13 protein-coding genes and 1 tRNA gene are annotated in these 18,141 nt (G+C 60.2%); 3 read left to right on the forward strand and 11 right to left on the reverse strand.

The window, feature by feature from the left end:
- The first annotated feature begins 6 nt into the window (after positions 1-6).
- Positions 7-795 carry an HD-GYP domain-containing protein gene (locus IPP35_04850; protein MBL0058431.1) on the forward strand — a complete coding sequence of 263 codons (789 nt, stop codon included), beginning with the start codon at positions 7-9 and terminating at the stop codon, positions 793-795.
- 22 nt (positions 796-817) lie between these two features.
- On the opposite strand, the gene IPP35_04855 is transcribed toward IPP35_04850, so the two are convergent.
- From IPP35_04855 to IPP35_04870, 4 genes are all read right to left on the reverse strand, one after another.
- Entirely contained in the window at positions 818-1,015 is a 198-nt protein-coding gene (locus tag IPP35_04855; protein ID MBL0058432.1) for a hypothetical protein, read from the reverse strand.
- A 2,251-nt stretch (positions 1,016-3,266) separates the two neighbouring features.
- Positions 3,267-3,794, reverse strand: coding sequence for a transposase family protein (locus tag IPP35_04860; protein MBL0058433.1), 528 nt, complete (start codon positions 3,792-3,794; stop codon positions 3,267-3,269).
- Positions 3,701-4,198 carry a helix-turn-helix domain containing protein gene (locus IPP35_04865; protein MBL0058434.1) on the reverse strand — a complete coding sequence of 166 codons (498 nt, stop codon included), beginning with the start codon at positions 4,196-4,198 and terminating at the stop codon, positions 3,701-3,703. Before IPP35_04865 ends, IPP35_04860 begins: the two co-directional genes overlap by 94 nt.
- Before the next feature lie 1,064 nt (positions 4,199-5,262).
- Positions 5,263-5,490: a helix-turn-helix transcriptional regulator gene (locus tag IPP35_04870; GenBank protein MBL0058435.1), complete on the reverse strand. Its 228-nt coding sequence runs from the start codon at positions 5,488-5,490 to the stop codon at positions 5,263-5,265.
- Positions 5,491-5,574: 84 nt separating this feature from the next.
- Here IPP35_04870 and IPP35_04875 point away from each other — a divergent pair, with 84 nt between their 5' ends.
- Positions 5,575-7,179, forward strand: coding sequence for a recombinase family protein (locus IPP35_04875; GenBank protein ID MBL0058436.1), 1,605 nt, complete (start codon positions 5,575-5,577; stop codon positions 7,177-7,179).
- On the opposite strand, the gene IPP35_04880 is transcribed toward IPP35_04875, so the two are convergent.
- Positions 7,158-7,233 (reverse strand) — tRNA-His (locus IPP35_04880). The genes IPP35_04875 and IPP35_04880 overlap by 22 nt on opposite strands.
- Positions 7,234-7,389: 156 nt before the next feature.
- Here IPP35_04880 and IPP35_04885 point away from each other — a divergent pair.
- On the forward strand, positions 7,390-7,932 hold the full coding sequence (locus IPP35_04885) for a NifU family protein (GenBank protein ID MBL0058437.1): 543 nt from the start codon (positions 7,390-7,392) through the stop codon (positions 7,930-7,932).
- On the opposite strand, the gene ndk is transcribed toward IPP35_04885, so the two are convergent.
- The 6 genes from ndk to polA all read right to left on the reverse strand — a co-directional run bounded on the left by ndk (position 7,929) and on the right by polA (position 18,141).
- The gene (ndk, locus tag IPP35_04890; protein ID MBL0058438.1) at positions 7,929-8,399 is read right to left on the reverse strand and encodes a nucleoside-diphosphate kinase; all 471 of its coding nucleotides are present in this window, start codon (positions 8,397-8,399) and stop codon (positions 7,929-7,931) included. The two genes, IPP35_04885 and ndk, sit on opposite strands and share 4 nt — an antisense overlap.
- Before the next feature lie 2 nt (positions 8,400-8,401).
- Positions 8,402-9,478 (reverse strand): isocitrate/isopropylmalate dehydrogenase family protein, encoded by a 1,077-nt coding sequence (locus tag IPP35_04895; protein ID MBL0058439.1) that lies wholly within the window; start codon positions 9,476-9,478, stop codon positions 8,402-8,404.
- 165 nt (positions 9,479-9,643) lie between these two features.
- Complete coding sequence (locus tag IPP35_04900; GenBank protein ID MBL0058440.1) at positions 9,644-13,864, reverse strand: hypothetical protein; 4,221 nt, start codon at positions 13,862-13,864, stop codon at positions 9,644-9,646.
- 38 nt (positions 13,865-13,902) lie between these two features.
- Entirely contained in the window at positions 13,903-14,562 is a 660-nt protein-coding gene (locus tag IPP35_04905; GenBank protein ID MBL0058441.1) for a dephospho-CoA kinase, read from the reverse strand.
- A complete protein-coding gene (gene mutM / locus IPP35_04910) occupies positions 14,559-15,398 on the reverse strand; it encodes a bifunctional DNA-formamidopyrimidine glycosylase/DNA-(apurinic or apyrimidinic site) lyase (protein MBL0058442.1) in 840 nt (279 codons plus the stop codon). Before mutM ends, IPP35_04905 begins: the two co-directional genes overlap by 4 nt.
- On the reverse strand, positions 15,391-18,141 hold the full coding sequence (gene polA, locus IPP35_04915; GenBank protein MBL0058443.1) for a DNA polymerase I: 2,751 nt from the start codon (positions 18,139-18,141) through the stop codon (positions 15,391-15,393). Before polA ends, mutM begins: the two co-directional genes overlap by 8 nt.

Genomic DNA, 18,141 nt, shown 5'->3' on the forward strand with positions numbered 1-18,141 from the left:
GCGGCGTTGTGGCGTTCGGCGTTCGTTTCGGTTCTCGTGGCGTTGGTCGGGTTTCGGCACGGACTCTCCGCCCGGGAGCTGACGGCGGATTTTGTCTCCGTGGCGGGGTGTGGCCTTCTGGCGGGATTTTTGGGCGACGGCCAGCGCCGCGCCCGCGAAGCGCTGACCGAAAGTTTCCGAAGGACGCTTGAAGCCCTCTCCCGCGCCCTGGAGGCCCGGGACCCCTACACCGAAGGACACTCCCGCCGAACGGCCCTCTATGCCGACGCCATCGCGGAAGTGTTGGGTCTAGGCCGGGAGTCCCGAGAGCGATTGCGTTGGGCGGCCCTCCTTCACGATCTGGGAAAAATCGGTGTTCCCGACGCCCTGCTACACAAGAATGGCGGATTTACACCAGAGGAGCGCGTCCGGATGGAGGCCCACTCCCTGATTGGCGCCGGGATCATCGAGGGGTTGCCATTTCTCAAGGATGCCGCCCTTATGGTGCGCTCCCATCACGAGCGGTTTGACGGCGCGGGCCGCCCGGACGGCCTGGCCGGAGAGGCTATCCCCCTGGAAACCCGCGTCCTCACCGTGGCTGACGCACTGGACGCCCTCACGACCGATCGTCCTTACCGCAAAGCCACCGGCTGGGCAGAATCCATCCGAGAGTTAGAGAAAGAATCCGGTATGCGCTTTGACCCTTCGGTCTTGGCCACTCTTAAACACCTACCACTCAACGGAACAATGGTTGGCGCGGGGCTACCGTCGACAGCGTACGGAACAGAAATTTCCAGCCCTCGTGGACGGAAATAGTCGGTCACCTAAAATTTTTGGGTTAAGAAAGGAGCTCATCTTTTACGGCTTCTTCGATGATATGGCGAACCGTTTTTTGAATGGAAAGCTCTTTCATAAAGGCACGATGTCGAAGTTTCTTGTGGGTTTCCACCGAAAGATGGATGAGCAGAGCTTTACCCAGGCCCTTTCCCTTGTAAAAACCGAATCCACTCCGTTTGTCGTATTTTATCTTTCTCACGGAGGTAACATACCAGAAATAAACCCATTGACAAATAGAACTGATAGCAGTTATACTAAATAAGGGTTTGGTGAATTTGAACCCCAGGGGAGGTTTCCATGACAGCGAACAACGATCCACGCGCCGTTGGGAGGGAGGGAATGGTTCGGAGCAACGGACTAGAAATTTCAGTCATTATACGTGACGTTCGACCCAGAGCGAGCTATTTTGATTTTAATTGAGCCAACTGCAGGCCAGGGAATGATCTGGATTGAGAGTGACAAAGTCATGATTGTTGGATAAAAAAAAGTGGGGAGGTTGCCAAGAATCGCTTAGTAGCAAAACCGGCGATCCTGGTCGCTAAGACTCATTGGCAGACCAAGACATGTCCCAAAAGCGGGGGCCTGGTGCCCACGGTCCCCGTGTGCACCCAAGCCCCCAACGACGGGACGCTGTTTAACGGCAAGGAAGAGGAATACTTAATATGCGCGCGGGAAGAAAGGGCGAAGCCGATAGGTGACCGGCGGGCCGGGAGGTGGAGCCCCGCAGAGCGGGGCCGGGGCGGAAGCGGGGCGCGGCCTCTGGCCGCGCGGCTTTTCCCGTGGACCGGAGCTGGAAACGTCGGAACCGGAGGCAGAAGTTGCGGCGCGTTTGATGACCGAGCCGAGGGAGGCGAGGGCGCCGTGTGCCAGTGGCACACGGTTGGCGCGGGCCGAACAGGCCCTGGGCCCGAAGGGCTGGTTGGAGGACGCTAGTCCGGAAACCATGCGCCGCGACGGGCGTTCGTTCGGAGCAATGATTTTCCGCAAACCGGGCGGGAAACATATCTCCGCGACCGACGAAATAACCGTCAGCGGGTTTCCGTTCCCCAACCGGAGCAAGGGGCGGAATCGCTCCGGCGGAACGATTCCACCGGAGCTCAGCGGGGCGCGGCCAAAAGGCCGCGCGGCTTTCCTGTGGATCGGGGCGGAAAACGTCGGAACCGGAGGCAGGAGTTGCGGCGCGTTTAATGCGCCGCGACGGGCGTTCGTCCAGCGCAAGGATTTCCCGAAAATCGGAGCTGGGAACATATCTCTCGCGATCGACGAAATAACCGTTAGCAGGTTTCCGTTCCCCTACCGAAGCAATGGGCGGAAGCGGTCCGGCGGGAACAAATCAACCGGAGCTTAGCGGGGCGCGGCCAAAAGGCCGCGCGGCTTCTCCGTGGACCGGAGCTGGAAACGTCGGATGAGGCAGGAGTTGCGGCGCGTTTAATGCGCCGCGACGGGCGTTCGTCCAGCGCGCGGATTGTCCGCAAACCGGAGCGGGAAACATATCTCCCGCGACCGACGAAATAACCGTCAGCGGGTTTCCGTTCCCCGACCGGAGCAATGGGCGGAACCGCTCCGCCAGAACGAATCCACCGGAGCCAGCGGGGCGCGGCCAGAAAGGCCGCGCGGCTTTTCCTGTGGATCGGGGCGGAAACGTCGGATTCGGAGGCAGGAGTTGCGGCGCGTTTAATGCGCCGCGACGGGCGTTCTTTCAGCGCGGGTTTCTTCGCGTGTTGGGTTGCCCGCTTGTCACCCCAACGGCAGACGAATCAATCGTCAGCGTTTAACAGGCGCGCAGTCCGCCGCCGTGGGTGGCCTGGCGAACAGTCGTCTTCATCCACCGAAAGAGGAGCGGTCCCCATTCTTTCCCGTCCAGCGATTCAACCAAGGTCCGAGCTTCCTCCCCGGCCCGAAATTGCTGGGGCTCTTCTTTTGTGGCGGGGTCTGTTTTCGATGAAGAGGAAAGTCGCTTGGGTTCTCGGTGGCCGGTGGTTCGAGCGCGGACACCGTGGCCCCCGCCAGGTCAAAGGCCGGGGCTTGTCCTGCTTACTGTCCCATTCATTGGACGTGAACGTGGAGAGAACAGCGGTGCGGTGTGGCGCCCGCATAGCGGGCACAAATTGAGGCTAAAAAAAATGCAGCCCGCGCTTCCCGGCCCCTCCGAAGTCAAACGCGCCCACCCTCTCTGTGCAACCCGGATCATAGGTAACACTTTAGACCGGGCACATGGGTGACAGTTTTACTGAATCAAAAGGTTGCAATTGTTTGTTCGACGCATCGTACATCGCCAAAGGAACAGGGCCAAAATGAATCGTCCACCGATCGTTATCGACACGACGCAAACCCACCTGCTCGCCGATCAACGCTTCGCCTCACATACAAAGTCGCCACCCCATTTGATCTCGCCGTTGGACCTCACGCGCCGGACTTCGACCCGTTTCCGTATTCCAGCTCCGGGAGCTTCAGCGGATAGGTTCTTTCCGACGGACGATAAATCCGAGCGGGCGTTGCCATTCCCAAAGATTCATGGGGCCGCTCGTCATTGAACTCCTTTCGGAAAACGCAAAACGATCCTTGTTGCGCCATGCTGTTTTCTCCGGCGGGTTTACCGTCGCCTCCGCCAAACTTCGATGCATTCTCTCGTGGCACCCATTTTCTTCCGGATGGCCGGGTCGAATGCGCTCAGGAATGATCCTCAGCCGAATCCACCACACCGACAACCGCGACAGCCCGCCCAATCCCACGCTGGCGAACGGCGGTCCGTTATCCGATCGAATCGCCCAGGGCAGACCGAACTCCCGAAAAGCCGCTTCGAACCAGGGACGAACGTTGTCTCCCGTCGTCGATGTCAGCGCCCGGCACTCGATCAAATAACGACTTGCCAGGTCCGTAATCGTCAGCGGATCCACCCGGCCGCCGTCCCGTGTTCGGAACCATCCCTTGAAATCCGTAGCCCATACGTCGTTGGGGCGGCAAGCCGGAGCGCACATTCCCTGCGAAAATCGGCGTTCGTTTTCGGCGGCGTGGCGGTTTCGTCAGCCCGTGGCGCTTCAGAATCGCTCCCGCTGTGCTCACCGCCGGCCAAATCTCGTTTGGCCGGATTTCCTAGCCGATGGACCAATTTGCGCGGCCCCCAATGCGGGTGCTGATGCCGAAACAGAACCAGCCCTTCTTCCGTCAACGCGGGGGTCTGATTGGGATGGCTATGCGTGGCTCGGCTCATCTCCTTCAAACCATCCAATCCATGCGTCTGATACCGTTCAATCCACTTGTACCCAGTTTTTCGACTGATGCCGTAGATCCGGCACAGATCCGTCATGGGCTCTTCATCCTTCAGCCAATCGCCAATGTATTTCAATCGCTCTTCCATGGGGTAGGTCTCTCTCCAGGGCATAGGTGTGTCCCTCCTTGCCCTTTGTTGTACCTGTTACCCATGTGCCCGGTCTATTCTGTTACCAGTGTACCCGGTTTATACCCTCCCTGGCCCTCTCCCGCCAACGGGAGAGGGAATTGTCAACGGAAAACCGCCCCTCATCCGTCCCTTCGGTGTCCTTCGGACCCGGGGCCTTTTCGGCCCGTCGCTAACGTGTGCCACTGGCACACGCGACCCTTCTCCCACGGACGGGAGAAGGAAAATGCTTTATCACGTTCGTCGATCCGTTCGGAACGATAAAGGGGCACGACAGAACCACATGGGCTGGAAGCCCATGCTACAGGGTCAACCGCGTTGGTTTAATGTAATATTCTCCCGTCAGGCGGAAATTGTCCCAATAGGAATGGGCTACATTTGGGAAGTCAAGGGGAATAGTTTTCAAATTTTTAAAAGCACCCCCAATTTCGAAACCCCCCACCGGGGTCGACAGGCTCAACGGCTCACGGTCGTTGGGTCTTTTTCTTTCCCCACCGAAAGCGTCCGGTCCCATCCCAATAGTCGTCCCCCTCCGGCATCCAACCCCCGAACCGGTCGAATTTTCTCCATCTGCCGCGCGGCGCGGAGTAGAAGAAGTCCACTCCATCGGGCTTTTTCCGTCGAGCGGGGGCCGAGTCTCCGTCCCCTCCGCTCGTTCGACCCCGTCACTTTCCGATTCCCGGTTCTCCCAAAACGAAGTCCACCCGGATACTCTTTTTCGAATAGTGAATGCTCCTCAGCCCTCGCCGAACCGCAAGGGCTTTTTCAATCCCAACCCCGCGCGCACACCAACCCCATTAGGAGCCCTCTCCCTGTCCTCCCTCTCCCCTCTGGGGAAAGGGACAACCCTCCGATGGATCCCTCTCCCGGCCTCTCCCCATCCGGGGCGAGGGGAAAAGCAATTCAAACGCCGAAGGGATTTTCGCGCCCGAAATCCAAAAGCCCCTAAACTCTTTCATCGGCCCGCCCCCCGGCCCGGCGGAAGATTGCCATATAAAGCGGCCACGCCAACGGGCCACGTTGCGGCCCATCGACGTGGCCGACTTGGTTTAATTTTTGGGATGTCGCGGGATGGTTCGCCCAATCAATTCGTCAATGGAAATGCCCATAACATCGGCGATTTTGACCAGGGAAGACATGGCTGGGTCTTTCGTGAAACCCTGCTCTACTTTTGTGACCACGATGAGCGAGACGCCCGCCTCTTGGGCGAGCTTCTGTTGCGTCAGGCCATGGGCCTTCCGCAAACGCTTTAAGCTTTCCGCTAGATTCGTATTCATCTTGACGGATTAATATAATAAAGAGTATTATCTATTATATAGTTCATTGTAGGTTTTTTAGATCCTACCCATTGGAGGAACCTCATGCAAGAGAAATCTTTGACCACTTCCGAAGTCTCTCAAAAGAAAATAACTCGTTGTGCCGTCTACACACGCGTATCAACCGATCAACAAATGGAGGTCCAGTTTAACTCTTGTGAGGCCCAAGAGGACCGCATTCAGTCATTCATCGCCAGCCAGGATGGATTTGTCTTAGCGAAGGTTTACTCTGACCCCGGATTTACTGGGGCCAACACCGATCGTCCGGGTCTCCAACGGCTTTTTGCCGACGTAAAAGCGGGCCTCTTGGATATGGTGATTACTTATAAAATTGATCGCCTCACCCGTTCCCCCCGAGATTTCTACCAATTGATCGAACTTTTTGAGGCCCACAATGTCGGCTTCATCTCCGTCACAGAACGGTTTGACACATCCACTCCGTCCGGTCGGCTCCTCCGAAATATTATGCTCACCTTCGCCCAATTTGAACGGGAATTAATTTCGGAGCGGGTCAAAGACAAGCTCATTCAGCGCGTGAAACGCGGGCTCCATTCGGGCGGTTGTACTGCGTTTGGCTACAAGACGGAAAATGGAATGCTCGTCTTTGACTCGCCCAGGAATGAACATATCAAACTCATTTTTGAAACCTACGTAAAAACCCGATCCATCCGGGCCATCTTGCGGGCACTAAAAGAGAAAGGCATCGTTTCCCGCAAAGGAAACTCATTTTCTGACTCGACCATTTGGTGTATGTTGCGAAACCCTGTCTATGCGGGAAAGATCGTCCATAAAAAGAAAATTCATCCTGGACGTCATCCAGCCATCATCTCCGAAGATCTTTTCGCGCATGTTCAGCGTCTCGTTGACGAAGCCCCTCGGCTCCCGCCAAATCCGGACAATCATCTGCCCTTCGCCGGAATCATCCATTGCAAGGAATGTGGATCCATCATGAGCGTCGCGTTTACCCACAAGAGGAACAAGACCAGCGTGAGGAAATATTTTTACTACCGGTGTAACAGCGTGGGGCACAATGGAAAGACGGCGTGCTCGACCAAACAGATCGGAGCGGACCGACTTCACGACATGGTTTATAGGAACCTGTTACGGATTTCCCTGGATACCGAACACCTTAAAAACCTAGTTTTTTCCCTTCAAAATCAAACCGGCCCCGGACCAGAATCGGGATTTGAACCGCTACAAGATTGTTACAAGATAACCCCGGAAAACCTTCAAAAAAACCTAAAGGCATATGTAAAGGCATGTGCGCGCAAAACCGGGATTGAAAAAGCCCTTGCTGTTCGGCGAGGGCTGAGGAGCATTCACTATTCGAAAAAGAGTATCCGGGTGGACTTCGTTTTGGAGAACCGGGAATCGGAAAGTGACGGGGGTCGAACGAGCGGAGGGGACGGAGACTCTGCCCCCGCCATCGACGGAAAAAGCCCGATGGAGTGGACTTCTTCCACATCCGCGCTCCGCGCGGCAGACGGAGGGAATTCGACCGGTTCGGGGGTTGGATGCCGGAGGGGGACGACTGTTGGGATGGGACCGGACGCTTTCAATCGGGAAAGAAAAAGACCCAACGACTGTGAGCCGTTGAGCCTTCCGACCCCGGTGGGGGGTTTCGATATTGGGGTGAGTAACGGGATTTGAACCCGCGACCTTCCGGGCCACAGCCGGACGCTCTAACCGCTGAGCTATACCCACCAAAAGAGAGGCGAAACTGGCTTCGCGGGAATGATTATACAACACCGTCGATAAAAAAGGGAGATGCTGAGACGACGAGGGCCAGGGCCGGCGTTCGCGTGGACGGTCCGTCCTTCCCTTGCTATAATGGACGGACAGAAGGCAAGAGGAGGGGCCATGGTCAAAGTCGTGGAGGTGCAAGGCACGCCGAACCCGGACGCACTTAAATTTATTACGGACGCTCGGCTGGTGGAACGGGGGGCGAAATCTTTTGAGGACCCCGGAGCGGCCAAGGACGACGCGCTCGGGAAAGCGCTCTTCGCCTCGGGGCCCGTGGCCTCGGTGTTTCTTCTGGACCGGTTTGTGACGGTGACCAAGGTTCCCGGCAGCGAATGGCCGGCCATGGAATCCGACATCCGCGCCGTCATTGAAACCCAAGCCCAAGCCATGGCCGCCTCGGCCCCGGCCCCCGCGAGCCCGTCGGTTTCCAACGATGAGATGCTTTCCAAGATCGAAGAGATCATCGACGAAAATGTCCGGCCCGCGCTGGCGGGAGACGGAGGCGGACTGGAAGTGTTGGCGTATCAGGACGGCGTCCTCACGGTTCATTACCAAGGAGCCTGCGGCAGTTGTCCCAGCGCTTCGGCGGGAACGCTTTACGCCATTCAAAACCTTCTCCAACGGATGCTGGACCCCAAGATCCAGGTGGTTTCCGTTTAGGCCGAAGGGGGAGCGAACTCGGGGCGGGACCAGAGGGCGGGGTCGTAGGGCGCCAGTTCCTCCGGAGTAAAAAAGAAAGCGGTTTCGCGGGCGCCGGAGGAAGGAGAATCGGAGGCGTGAACGAGGTTCCGGCGATTGTCCGTTCCCCACTGGCCGCGGAAAGTCCCCGGTGCGGCCTTCTTGGGGTCGGTGGCGCCGATCAGCGCGCGCACCCGTGAAATAACATTTTCCCCCTCCCAGACCGTCACGACGGCCGGGCCCGTGGTGATGAACTTCAGTAGTCCCTCGTAAAAAGGCTTTCCCCGATGTTCCGCGTAGAATTCGCCCATCCGCTCCGCCGTGGGCCGGATCATCCGCGCCGCGAGCAGGCGAAACCCTTCCCCTTCCAACCGGTCAATAATTTTTCCCACCACGGACTTCCCCACCCCGTCGGGTTTAACGATCACGCAAGAAATTTCTTTCGCCATGCTTATGCCCGCAACTTCCGAATGATCGCGTCGCCCATTTCTTTAGTGCCCACGGCGGTGGGGTCGTCGGGGCGGGGTTTCATGTCGTAGGTGACGTCTTTGCCCTCGGCGATAACGGCGGCGATGGCGGCCTCCAGCTTTTGGGCGGCGGCTTTTTCCCCGATGTAATCCAACATCAACACGGAGGAGAGGAGCACGGCCGTCGGGTTCACTTTGTTCATCCCTTTATACTTGGGAGCGGACCCGTGAACGGCTTCGAAGAGGGCGAGGCCTTTGCCGATATTGGCGCCGGGGGCGATGCCCAACCCGCCGATCAAGCCCGCGCAGAGGTCCGACAGGATGTCGCCGTACAGGTTCGGCAGGGCGATCACATCGTAGAGTTCGGGCTTTTGAACCAATTGCATGCACATGTTGTCGATCAGCCGTTCCTCATACTCAATTTTTCCCTCATACCGTTTCGCCACCTCCCGGGCCACCTCGAAGAAAAGGCCGTCCGTGTATTTCATGATGTTGGCCTTGGTCACGGCGGTCACTTTCCGGCGCTTGTGAAGAACGGCGTAATCGAAAGCGTATTGAATCAGGCGTTCGGACCCGGTGCGGGAGATGGGTTTGATCGAGATGGCGGCGTCGGGGAAAATCTTTCCCTTGGCCCAGCCGATGATCTCCAGGGCCTCCTTGGACCCCGCTTGGTATTCCACGCCGGCGTAAAGGTCTTCGGTGTTTTCGCGCACGACCACCAGGTCGATGTTCTGGAAACGGGAGCGGACGCCGACGTAGGACTTGCAGGGGCGCAGGCAGGCGTAGAGGTCCAGCTCTTTGCGGAGCGCCACGTTGACGGAACGGAACCCCGTGCCGATGGGCGTGGTCAACGGGCCTTTCAGAGCCACTTTGTTTTTTCGGATCGACGTCAAAACGCCTTCGGGAAGCGGCGTCCCGTATTTCTCAACGACATCGGCTCCGGCTTCCACCACGTCCCAGGCGATTTTGACGCCCGTGGCCTCGAGAACTTTTTGAACCGTCGCTGAAATTTCGGGCCCGGTGCCGTCGCCCGGGATCAAACTAATGGTGTGAGTGGTCATAGGGCTCCTTCCTTCGCCAAGGTTGAAACCATTGTAGCGAATTTATTTCAATTAGTAACGGCTCAGGTCTCCTGCTGGTCACCCGTCGGAAATCCCCACCCTCTCCCCGATCCTCTCCCGCGAACGGGAGAGGGAGAAACGTCTGGACCTGAGTAGTTACTTCAATTAAGCATTTTGCCGGATGAAGGCGCGGATCCGCTCGGCCGACCGGGCGGCTTCCATGGAGTCGGAAACGCGGATCAGCCCCTGGGGGACCAACAGATACAGCACCCAGGACATCAGCTCCTCTTTAACGTCGTCGAGGATCCGGTCCCGGTCCACGGTGAAGATTTGGACCGTTCCGGAGGAAGCCCAATCTCTCCGCACCTGACTCAGGAGCCGGTCCAAACTGATTTTCCCGTCCCGCTCAAAATCACGGGCCCGCGCGAGGTGAAACGCGTCGAGGGCCAGGAGAGCCCGATCCGCCGCGGCCCGTTCCGCCGTGTCCGGAAAAGTGTCGGCCAGCCGCGTCCGAAGGGCGGAGAGAAGGCTCGATGATTCCGGGTAAAGACGTTCGGCTCCTTCAAAATCCAGCAGGGCCATGACCCGGGCCGCCCCCCCTTGAGGGGCGCGGGCCCGTTCCATGAGGTTCGCCAAAAGTTCTGCGGCTTCCCGCGACGTTTCGACGGGCGAGGTCAGGTGGAACACCCCGACCGCCCAACGGTCGGCGGTGCCTGGGTTGGCGGCCACGGCGTCCGCGGTTGACAAGGGAGCCATGCGGCGGAACCCCTCTTCGAATCGCGCGCAGTACACGCGGAGCAAGTGACGGACGAACTCGCCCGTCGGAACGTCACCGGGATTCCCGAACCGGACGCCCGTCAACATCAGCAATCCAATAATAGATTGGGCCGCGGGGGCGAAACAGTCACGAATGCTGTCGGCCAAGGCGTTCCGCCGATTCTCCGTATCTCCCGAAGCGAACGAACCGGTTTGGAGCGCGGCCAGTTGACCGCTCTCCCTCCCAACGGAATTCAGATATCCTAACACCAAATCGCTCGATAAGTCGATCAGATCCGCGCGGCTTTTAGAACCGGGCCAATAACTTCGCAGGTCCCACCGCGCTCCGATGAAGGATGAAAATAGATCCAAGACCGCTATCTTTTCTTTCAAATGGAGAAGCGTCATTGTTGCCGCCCACGTCTGGGCCGCCCCCTCGGCGCCCCCCCCTCGAGACAATGCCTCCGTCAAAGGGCCAGGCTTTTCCAGACCCGCCGCCGGATTCCATTCGCTCGCGTTCAACCCGCCGGACGGATTCAAACCCCAGGCGAACCCCGCGAATCCCCCGTTCGACACCGCCGTGGTAAGGTCCTCGGGTTTAACAAAAAGCGGGGTTCCTTCCGGGTTCTTCAGCCATGTGAAAAACTGAACCCGCCAATCTTCCGCGCTTCGAACGGCTGGAATTCCAAGAACGGGAAGCCGCCGGCCCAAACCAAGAATTCGGTTGTCCAGCTTCTCCAGCGGTGGAGTGAGCAAACGCAGTTGAAGGAACTTCCGATTCAACAGTTCCCCCCGTGGATCAACGGCCAGGGCTCTCGCGTGGGCCTCCCCCGCCGTCGCTCCGCCGACCCGTTCGACCACTTCCCGGAGGGCCCGGGCCAGAACCCGGTTGGGCACCTCTCCGGCCGTGGCCAAGGCGGGAAGCTGAATGAACACGTCGTAAACGCCTTCCTCGAGCGCCTGCGAAATCTGAAAAAGGGAATGTTCGCCTGGCTCTTCGAATAAGACGCGCGCATTGGAAACCCGAAGGCGAAGGGCGACGGGTTTCCCGCCGATGGCCAGGCGAAGATTCAGCGTGGTCCGGTCAGGAGACAGCTCCGCCACGGGAGGTTCCTGAAAAGCGAGGAGTGGAGAAGTCTTGATGATTTCCTTGGCCGCGGAGAGCAGAGAGATCTGCCATTCCTCCTCCATATCCCCGTAGGCATGGGCTTCCGCCAAACGATAAAGGAGGGAAGCGCGGGCCCCCGGTTCCGCCTGAAGAGCCAAATCTCGAAAACGCCTTTCCTCCTCCATTTGAAGGGACTCCACCCACCGAGCCGTTGGCCGGGCGACCCAACCGAACCCTAGCCAGCTGGTCGTCCGTTGCAGCGCGGTGGCCCCGACCCGGGCCGCCGTCGCCGTGGCCCTCCCCACCCCGGAGAGGACGCGGACAAGCGCGGTCGCGATTCGATCCCTGGAAACGAGAGAGAAAACATTCCCCCTTTCCGATAAAGACACAAAAATTAAAATTATTTTCTCAAAGACATCCGACCCGCTCCCGACCGCCCTGACGGACTGGGCCGGAACCTCCCCTTCCTTTCCGACGGCAGCCATTCCTGAAGCGGGAAGCGCGACCCAGGAATCAAAATGCCGACCCGGGCCCATCTTCCCTCCCGGCCGTCCGGCTCCACTCTCCGTCGCCTTGAAGGAAAGGAGCAGGCGCCGTTCCCCGACGGGAGACGTTCGACCTGAATCGGAGCGGTGAGCGCCAATCCATTCCGAACCGCCTGGCCGCGTGAATGGTTTTCTCCACCGCGCGACGGGCCTCTTCCTCGGAAAGGGCCCCGAACTCGCCCGCCTGATCGAGGAGCGCCTGATAGACGAAAACCTGTTGGAATTCCCATGTCCGATCGGAGGCCACGCCGACGGGCAGGGTCGCGGTGAGGAGGGGTTGGTGAAGCCCCGTCCGGTCCCCCGATAAAACCAATCCAAAGGCCGCTGGTGGTTCCGGAAAGAATCCAGCGATCCTGGAAGGTTTTTGGTCGAGGCCACTCGCGGGATCAAAGCAATGTAACCGAGGCCCCTGGACATGGCCTCGAGGCGGAGGCCTTCGGCGTGGTATCCCCCGGCCACGAGGACCGCCAGCCCGCTGCCCGTCCAACGGGCGAGTAGGTTTTTGACGAGAGGGGCGTTCCGTTCCTCGGCCCAACGGTAAAACCCCGCGTGGCGGTCCATGACGGAAACGAGATTCGGCCAAGGACCCGAACGAGCGGGCACACGACGGGAGAGGGATTCCCCGCGTTCGGACCAGCGCCGGAGGGTTTCTCGACGTTCGATGAACCGTTTAAACTCCTCAGAGGACAAAGAAAAATCGTTCAGTTTTTTGATCAACCGAAGGTCCGCGTCCATGGCGGCCAATTCCTCCAAAGCGGGGGTGGTCCGAAGCGCCTTGAAACGTTCCTCGGCCAGGGCGTCGATTTCCCGCCAAAGTTCGGCGCGGTTTAAACCGTCGGCTTTGGCAGCGTAGGCCGCGTAGTCCGTCAGGCCCGGGTAATCGTTGAGCGAAAGTCCGTGCCGTCCTCCGAGGTCCTTCAGAACAGCATGAAAAGAGGCGTAGGGCGCCCGTCCCAACCGGTAGGCCAGGCCCGCCTCCATCCATCGGCGAATCTCGGGCTCGGAAAGACGGGGAGCGAGAGCCTCCAAAAACCGTTTTTGATCTTCCTCCACGCGGGCCACGGAGAGAACCTCTTCCTCGGCCGTCGCCCGCAAAAAGACCTGGAGATTCGGACCCATTTCCGTCAACGCTCCATCCGCGAGAGATCGAGCGTAGGAGGCCAACCCCAACGAACCCTCCTCATAGCGAGTTCGAAGATCGTCCAACTCTTTCAAGGCGGGAGGATAGAGAACGGCTTTCAACCCATGGACGAGCCGCCGCGCCTCGCTCACCCGAGCGTCGTCTTTCGCTTGCCCGGCCATAGACTGCGTCAACGAAGCGATGTTGGCCGCGTAGGCGCGGGCGTCTTCCGCACCCCAAAGCCGCACCGGGGTCTCCGTCGTCAAACTGAAATATTCGGGGCCGGAAATAAACCCGGCCTTCAAAAACCGATTGGCCGTCCGTTGGAGGCCCCGGGGCGCCGCCAAGGCGCGGAAATCCTCCGTGCGGAACTCGCCCGCCGCCCCCTCCACGCCCACGGGAAGTCCGGATTTTCCGCCCAAACTTTTTGCCAACTGTTCCAGAACGGCGGCGGTGTTCCGTTGGGCCTCCTCCACGTCGTGGAGGTCCTGGATATGAATCAAAACGCGGCGTTCTTTGCCGGAAGGAGGGAAGAACTCGCCCAGATCCGCGTGGAGACCCACGGCGGATTCCAACCAGTCGGGAAGACCCGCCGGGGAAGCGGGGCCGGGCCGAGGCGCCACTTCTTCAAGGGGCGGAAAAGCCACCGACAGTTTTTCCCACACCCGGCCCCCGGGGGCATCGGCCGTCCGCGCGGCATGGACCGCCTTTTGACGCTCCGACCAGAGGTCACGCCCGGCCCGAAGGCTCGAACCGTCGCAAAAGAAGAGGGCGCTCGCGAGGAAAACGCGCAAGACCCGGCCCCCCCCGCGCACAACAAGACAATCCCTTTGACGGGCTTCTTTTTTCCGTTTCATGTCAAGGTTATTATAGCGCGCGAGAACAGAAGATCGGGCTAAGAAGTTGTAACGTCTTTGTAAACGAGCGGAGGAGGGCCTTCCCCCCCCGGGACGCCGAACAACCGGTCCACTCCGCGCCCGAGAACGGACAGGGTGCGGCTGTTGTCTAACAGGAAATGGGCTCGTCGGCGTTTTTCGTCCAAGGGCATCTGGGCGGCCATGCGTCGGCGGGCCTGGGCGCGGGTCAACCGGCCGCTGGCCGCGAGCCGCGCCAAACAAGTCCTTTCCGGGGCCCAGACCACCACCGTCCGGTCCACCATGCGGTCCAATCCCGTTTCAAAGAGGAGGGGCACGTCCAAAATCAGGATCCCGCGCCGGTGGGCGGCGATGCGCCGCCGGAACTCCCGAACCACGATGGGATGGAGGATGGCTTCCAATTTCTTGCGGATTTCGGGGTGCTCGAACACCACCCGAGCCATGGCGGCGCGGTCCAGGCTCCCGTCCGACCGGCGAACGGCGGGCCCGAAAAGCGACAGGACCCGGCGATAGCCCGCCCCCCCCGGCCGGAGGGCCCCATGGACAATGACGTCCGCGTCCGCCGCCGCCAGCCCGCGTTCCCGGAGCAGGGAGAGGACCGTGGATTTTCCCGACCCGATTCCACCGGTCAGGCCCACCACGAGGCGGGGCCAAGAAGGCTTCCGAGAACGGGCGTTCATGTTTGGCACCGGGGGCAAAACACGGCGCCCCGCCCGCCGACCTTCACCCCGCGCAAAACCGTCCGGCACGTCGGGCAGGGAAGCCCGTCCTTGCCGTAAACCAACAGCCGGTCTCGGGCCTGCCCGCGTTCCCCTCGAGCGTCCCGATAGTCGCGGAAGGAAACCCCCCGATGGGCCAGACCCTCCTCCAACACCCGCCGGATGTTTTCAAGAAGCGCGGGGATTTCGGCGGTCCGGACCGCCCGGGCCCGCCGGGTGGGGCGGATCCCGGAACGGAAGAGGGCCTCGGTCACGTATATATTCCCGAGCCCCGCGATCCGCTTCTGGTCCAACAGAGCCGATTGCATTTTGGCCGAGGATCGACGGAGGTCCCGCCCCCAAGGGGAAGGGTCGATCCCTCCCTCCAAGGGCTCCGGGCCCAGGGCGGCCACGGCGGGGTCGGCCCGCCAATCCTCCGCCAGCCACCATTCCCCGAACCGGCGCGTGTCGGAAAAATTCAAGGATTCCGCGGTCCCCTCAAATTCGATGCGCGCCCGGGCCGCGGGATCAGGCGGGCCGAACACGAGGCGGCCCGTCATTCGCAGGTGGGCCAAAAGCGCCGGGCCGGGGCCCAGATCAAAGACCAAATATTTTCCTCGGCGGAAAAGATCCGCCACGGTTCGGCCCGCCAGGGCGCGCACAAAATGGTCCACCTTCACCCGCCGCCGCACGCCGCCCCCCGGCCTGAACCCCTCCAACACCCGGCGGTCCCCGATCCGAACCGCGCTGATTTTCTTCCCGACCAAAAGCGTGACCAGGTCCCGCCGAATGGTTTCCACCTCCGGCAGTTCAGGCATAGCGGGTCATCTCCGCCCAGTTGGGTCCGGTTTTGAGATCCACCCGGACGGGCACGTCCAAGGCCAAAGCGGACTCCATGGTTTCCTGAATGGGACCGGCCACGCGGGCCAACTCGGCCCGGGGCACCTCGAAAAGTAAATCGTCGTGGACCTGCAGGAGCATGCGGGTTTTCCAGCCTTTCTTGGAAAAAAGGGCGGCCAGGTTCCGCATGGCGATTTTGATGATGTCCGCGCTGGTCCCCTGAATGGGAGTGTTCATGGCGGTCCGTTCGGCGAAGCCGCGCACGGAGGCGTTGGACGCCTTGATTTCCGGCAAGTAACGGCGGCGGTTGAGAAGCGTGGTCACATACCCGTCGCGGCGGGATTCTTCGATGATCCGCCGGATCCAGTCTTTGACGCCGGCGTATTTTTCCAGGTAGGCGTTGATGTACGCCTGGGCCTGGCCCATGGGAATCCCCAACTGCTGGGAAAGCCCGAACCCCGTTTGCCCGTAGACGATGCCGAAATTCACCGTTTTCGCCACGCGACGCTGTTCATCGCTCACGGCGTCCGCGGGACCCAGATGGAAAATGTCCCGCGCGGTGGCGGCGTGGATGTCCTCCCCTCGCCGAAAAGCCGCCACCAGGGCCGGATCCCCCGAGACGTGGGCCAAAACGCGCAGATCGATTTGAGAATAATCGGCGGAGAGGAACACCTGGCCCTCCGCCGGAACGAAGGCCCGCCGGATTTGCCGCCCGTATTCCGTGCGGATGGGAATGTTTTGGAGGTTGGGTTCCGAGGACGACAAACGTCCCGTGGCCGCCACGGCTTGGTTGAAACTCGTGTGGACCCGCCCGGAGTCCCGCACTTTCTCCAACAGCCCGTCGATGTAGGTGCTCTTCAGTTTGGCCAGTTCCCGATAGGCCAGTATCTTCGCGGGCAAGGGATGGCGGGACGACAGCGTTTGAAGAACGTCCTCGTCCGTGGAAAACCCGGTCTTCGTTTTTCGGACCACGGGAAGCTTCAATTTCTCGAAGAGGATCACCGCCAGCTGTTTGGGCGAGTTCACGTTGACCGGCTCTCCCGCGAGATCGTGAATCTCCCGTTCCAAACCCGCGATGTCCCGGGCAAAAGATTTCGAAAGGGCCGTGAGATGGGGAACGTCCAAGGCCACCCCGGCCTCTTCCATGGCCGACAGGATCGGCACCAGAGGCATCTCCACGTCGAAGAAAAGCCGTTCCAGTTGTTTTTCCTTCAACTGCCTTTCCATGAGCGTCTTGAGGCGAAGCGTCACCTCCGCGTCCGCCCCCGCGTAGGAGGCGGCGTCTTCGATTTTGACCTGATCCATGGTGATCCGCTTGGCCCCGGTGCCGATCAGGACGTCGATGTTCGTCATGGCCTCTCCCAAAAAATCCAACGCCAGGGCTTTTAGACCGTGGGTTTGCCGGCCGGGGTTTAAACAGTAGGACCCCACCAGGGTGTCGAAGGAAATGGGGGCCAGGGGCATTCCCGCCCGGGCCAACACCTGGCTGTCGAATTTCAAGTTCTGACCCACTTTCGGCAGACGGACGTCCGCCAGAGCGGGACCCACGGCTTTGCGGACGCGGTCCAGCGGAAGCTGACGGGGAACCCCGAGATACGAGTGGCCCACCGGGATATACCACGCCTCGCCCGGTGCGATGGAAAGAGAAATCCCCACCAGAGCGCAAAAAAAAGGATCGAGGCCCGTGGTCTCCACGTCCACCGCCAAGAGTTTGGCGGCGCCCAGCGTTTTCCCAAGGCGGGTCAAGTCCTCTTCGGACAACACCGTATGAACGACCCGGTTGACCGGCCGCCCCAGGGCCACCGGCTCGCTCGGGAGAGGAGAATCCTTTTTCGCCTCCCCTGCGGGAGCCTCTTTTTCCGTCGGCAAGGACAGCTCGGAGAGAAGGCTGTTGAACTCCAGCCGGCCCAAGAATTTCGCCAATCCCTCCGCGGGCCTTTCCGGAAGGCCGCAATCGGCCAAATCCAGGGACAGCGGAACCCGGCGATCCAGCACCACCAGGTCCCGGCTCAGACGGGCTTCTTTTTCGTGGTCCCTCAATTTTCCTTGAAGCGAGCCCTTGACCTCGTCCAGGTGCGAATAGACCCCGTCCAAGGTGGAAAACTTCTGAAGCAGTCCGGTGGCCGTCTTTTCCCCCACGCCGGGAACCCCCGGGACGTTGTCCGAACTGTCGCCCAGAAGGGCGAAATAGTCCACCATCTGATCCGGGCGAAGACCGTATTTTTTCTCCACCTCGGCCGCATCGTAACGAACGCCCCTCTGCTCGTTCAACACCGTGACGGGCCCCCCCACCAGTTGGAGCGCGTCCTTGTCCGCGGTCACCACCACCACGGCGTAGCCTTCCCGGGCGCCGGTTTCGGCCAAGGTGGCGATGAGGTCGTCCGCCTCAAAACCCGGCTGAACCGCCAAGGGAAGGCCCCAGGCCTCCACCATGTCCCGGGCCAGGGGCAGTTGAAATTTCAGGCCGTCCTCGATTTCTTTGCGATGGGCTTTGTACTCGGGGTAGGCTTTGTGGCGGAAGGTGGGCGCGGCGTCGTCGAAGCAAACCACCAGTCGGTCCGGCTGATTTTGACGAACGATTTTGGTCAACATCCGGGCAAACCCATACAGGGCCCCCACCGGCTCGCCCTTGGAGTTGGACAAGGGAGGAAGCGCGTGGTAGGCCCGGTGCAGATACCCGTGGGCGTCGATGAGAAATAAGGATTTTTTAGGGTGGGTCAC

The sequence above is a fragment of the Elusimicrobiota bacterium genome (genome assembly GCA_016721625.1).
Lineage (GTDB): Bacteria > Elusimicrobiota > Elusimicrobia > FEN-1173 > FEN-1173 > JADKHR01.

What these genes read in the sequence shown, in the direction of transcription:
- IPP35_04860 (MBL0058433.1), bottom strand. Translation starts at nt 3,794, where the DNA reads ATGTGCGCTCCGGCTTGCCGCCCCAACGACGTATGGGCTACGGATTTC.
- IPP35_04865 (MBL0058434.1), bottom strand. Translation starts at nt 4,198, where the DNA reads ATGCCCTGGAGAGAGACCTACCCCATGGAAGAGCGATTGAAATACATT.
- IPP35_04870 (MBL0058435.1), bottom strand. Translation starts at nt 5,490, where the DNA reads ATGAATACGAATCTAGCGGAAAGCTTAAAGCGTTTGCGGAAGGCCCAT.
- IPP35_04875 (MBL0058436.1), top strand. Translation starts at nt 5,575, where the DNA reads ATGCAAGAGAAATCTTTGACCACTTCCGAAGTCTCTCAAAAGAAAATA.
- IPP35_04885 (MBL0058437.1), top strand. Translation starts at nt 7,390, where the DNA reads ATGGTCAAAGTCGTGGAGGTGCAAGGCACGCCGAACCCGGACGCACTT.
- ndk (MBL0058438.1), bottom strand. Translation starts at nt 8,399, where the DNA reads ATGGCGAAAGAAATTTCTTGCGTGATCGTTAAACCCGACGGGGTGGGG.
- IPP35_04895 (MBL0058439.1), bottom strand. Translation starts at nt 9,478, where the DNA reads ATGACCACTCACACCATTAGTTTGATCCCGGGCGACGGCACCGGGCCC.
- IPP35_04900 (MBL0058440.1), bottom strand. Translation starts at nt 13,864, where the DNA reads ATGAAACGGAAAAAAGAAGCCCGTCAAAGGGATTGTCTTGTTGTGCGC.
- IPP35_04905 (MBL0058441.1), bottom strand. Translation starts at nt 14,562, where the DNA reads ATGAACGCCCGTTCTCGGAAGCCTTCTTGGCCCCGCCTCGTGGTGGGC.
- mutM (MBL0058442.1), bottom strand. Translation starts at nt 15,398, where the DNA reads ATGCCTGAACTGCCGGAGGTGGAAACCATTCGGCGGGACCTGGTCACG.